Annotated in this window: 2 protein-coding genes and 2 pseudogenes; 3 read left to right on the top strand and 1 reads right to left on the bottom strand. The window is 65.5% G+C overall.

Translation table 11 applies throughout. The features are described 5' to 3' along the window. On the bottom strand, positions 1-534 hold a 534-nt coding region (locus VTU_RS0123955), incomplete at its 3' end, for a bifunctional folylpolyglutamate synthase/dihydrofolate synthase (RefSeq protein WP_029554716.1). A 68-nt stretch (positions 535-602) separates the two neighbouring features. On the opposite strand from VTU_RS0123955, the gene VTU_RS0123960 reads away from it, so the two are divergent. The 3 genes and pseudogenes from VTU_RS0123960 to VTU_RS35920 form a co-directional block, all read left to right on the top strand. After that, positions 603-989 (top strand): arsenate reductase, encoded by a 387-nt coding sequence (locus VTU_RS0123960; protein WP_040894190.1) that lies wholly within the window; start codon positions 603-605, stop codon positions 987-989. A 110-nt stretch (positions 990-1099) separates the two neighbouring features. Next, positions 1100-1740, top strand: a pseudogene (locus tag VTU_RS35915) (glycine zipper 2TM domain-containing protein). 245 nt (positions 1741-1985) lie between these two features. Continuing rightward, positions 1986-2288, top strand: a pseudogene (locus VTU_RS35920) (hypothetical protein); the annotation flags it as partial.

A 2288-nucleotide genomic window follows, 5' to 3' on the forward strand; every position in this document is an offset into this window, starting at 1 on the left:
GCTCTCGCGGTCGGGTCCGAGATATTCCGTGTGGTCGATGTCGATGCTGGTGATGACGGCGCAGTCGGCGTCGATGATGTTGGTGGCGTCCAGACGCCCGCCCAGCCCGACCTCCAAAATCGCGACATCCAGCCGCGATTGGCTCATCAGGTGCAAGATTGCCAACGTGGTGAACTCGAAATAGGTGAGCGACACCACCGCTGCGCCAGCGCGCGTTCTGGCCTGCTCCACGGCTTCGAAATGCGCCAGCAGATCCGCCGCGGCGACGACTTCGCCCTGGATGCGGCAACGCTCCTCGAAATGCACGAGATGCGGCGAACTGTACACACCGCTGCGGTACCCGGCCTGCAGCGCCACCGCCTCGAGCATGGCGCAGGTCGACCCCTTGCCATTGGTTCCCGCGACGGTGATCACCGGGCAGTCGAAACGCAGCGCCATGCGGTGCGCGACCTCGCGGATACGGTCCAGGCCCATGTCGATTCCCAGGGGGTGAAGCTGCTCGCAATGCTGCAACCAAGCTTCGAGCGTGTGGATTACGGTAGCATATGGCCGGGGATTGTCGCCGAAGCCGCAGTCCCCATTTTTCGCGCATGATGCGCGGCATGGCAAACCCACGCATCACTGTCTACGGCATCACGAACTGCGACAGCGTCAAAAAATCCCGCGCCTGGTTCGCGCAGCAGGGGCTCGAGCACCAGTTCCATGATTTCAAAAAACAGGGTGTCCCGGCGTCCCGACTACCCGGCTGGATGGCCGCCATTGGCTGGGAAAAACTGCTCAATCGCCAGGGCAACACCTGGCGCAAGCTCGGGCCCGACATCCAGGCGGCGATCCAGGGCGAGGAAAGCGCCAGCGCCTTGGTGCAGGAGCAGCCCAGCGTCATCAAACGCCCCGTGGTGGAGTGGCAGATCGGGGAACACACGCATGTCTGCGCGGGTTTTGCGCCCGATCAGTGGCGGGCCTGGATCGATCTGGCGTCCGGCGCCTGAAACCGGACACTTGGGATGGAGAAATTACACAGATTGCACAAATCCCCCCTGAGGGACTAAACTTTTCGTCACCCTGATGCGTTATGCATCGACCACAAAGGAGTTGTTCCATGAAAAGGATCATCATTTTTTCCACCATCGCGGCCACCGCCGCCGTGGCCGGCGCGCAGGAAATGGGACGGGTGCTCTCGGTCACGCCCGTCGTACAGTCGGTCGCCATTCCCCGGCAGGTGTGCGGCACCGAGAGCGTATACAACGGCAACCGCACCAGCGGCGCCGGCGCGGTGCTCGGTGCGATTGCGGGCGGCGCCGCGGGCAATGCCGTCGGCAAGGGCACCGGGCGTGCCGCGGCAACCGTCATCGGGGTGCTCGGCGGAGCGGCACTCGGCAACCATATCGAGGGGGGCCGACCCCAGTACCAGGACGTGCAGCGCTGCACGACGGATACGTATTACGAGAACCGTACCGTCGGCTACGACGTGGTCTATGAATACGCCGGGCAGCAGTACACCACGCGCACGCAGAACGATCCGGGTCGCTGGATTGCCCTGAGCGTGCGGCCCACGGGCCAGTCCTACGCCCCACCGCCGCCGGTGAGCTACGCCCCCCCGCCCGTGATCTACAACCAGTCCGGCATGCTGGCCCCGCCCGTGGTCCTGTCCGCCCCGCCCGTCACGGTGATCGAATACGGCTACGACAGCGGGCGGCCCTACTACCCGCACCGCCCCCCCACAACCCCTACTGGCGCTAAGCCAGCGTTCATCCCGCCCCCTGCCCTGCTCCGGGGCGGGATGAATGGGTCCAACGCTTGGCCCGTGCGCTGGCCCGCGAATATTGCCCCCCTTTTTCGGGCAACCCCGATTGCGGCAACGCCGCCAGCAGTTTTTGTGCTGATGGGTCTTGCGCGCCCGACGGCGCGGGCCTTTGCCAAAACCAAAGGCCGGTTTTCAAAAACAGGGATTGCATGCAAACCGGTGTTGCCCGACGATTCCTGCCATGCCATCGAACGCACCCGCACCCGGCAATCCTCCCCCGCGCATCGACGCCGCTTTGCTCGCGCAGTTGCAAACTTGGCAAGGGCGCACCGAAACATGCTGCGATACCTTCCACGACGCCCCGGTGCGCGGCCTGTCGGCGACGCTCGACCGCGATGACCCGGCGCCGCAGGCCGGCGCCCCGCTGGCGCCGCTATGGCACTGGCTGTACTTTCTGCCGCAGCCCAGACACAGCGGGATCGGCCCCGACGGCCATCCGCTGCGCGGCGGCTTTCTGCCCCCGGTGCCGTTGCCGTGCCGCATG

The organism is Verminephrobacter aporrectodeae subsp. tuberculatae At4, assembly GCF_000193225.1.
In the GTDB taxonomy this organism is placed as follows: domain Bacteria; phylum Pseudomonadota; class Gammaproteobacteria; order Burkholderiales; family Burkholderiaceae_C; genus Acidovorax; species Acidovorax aporrectodeae.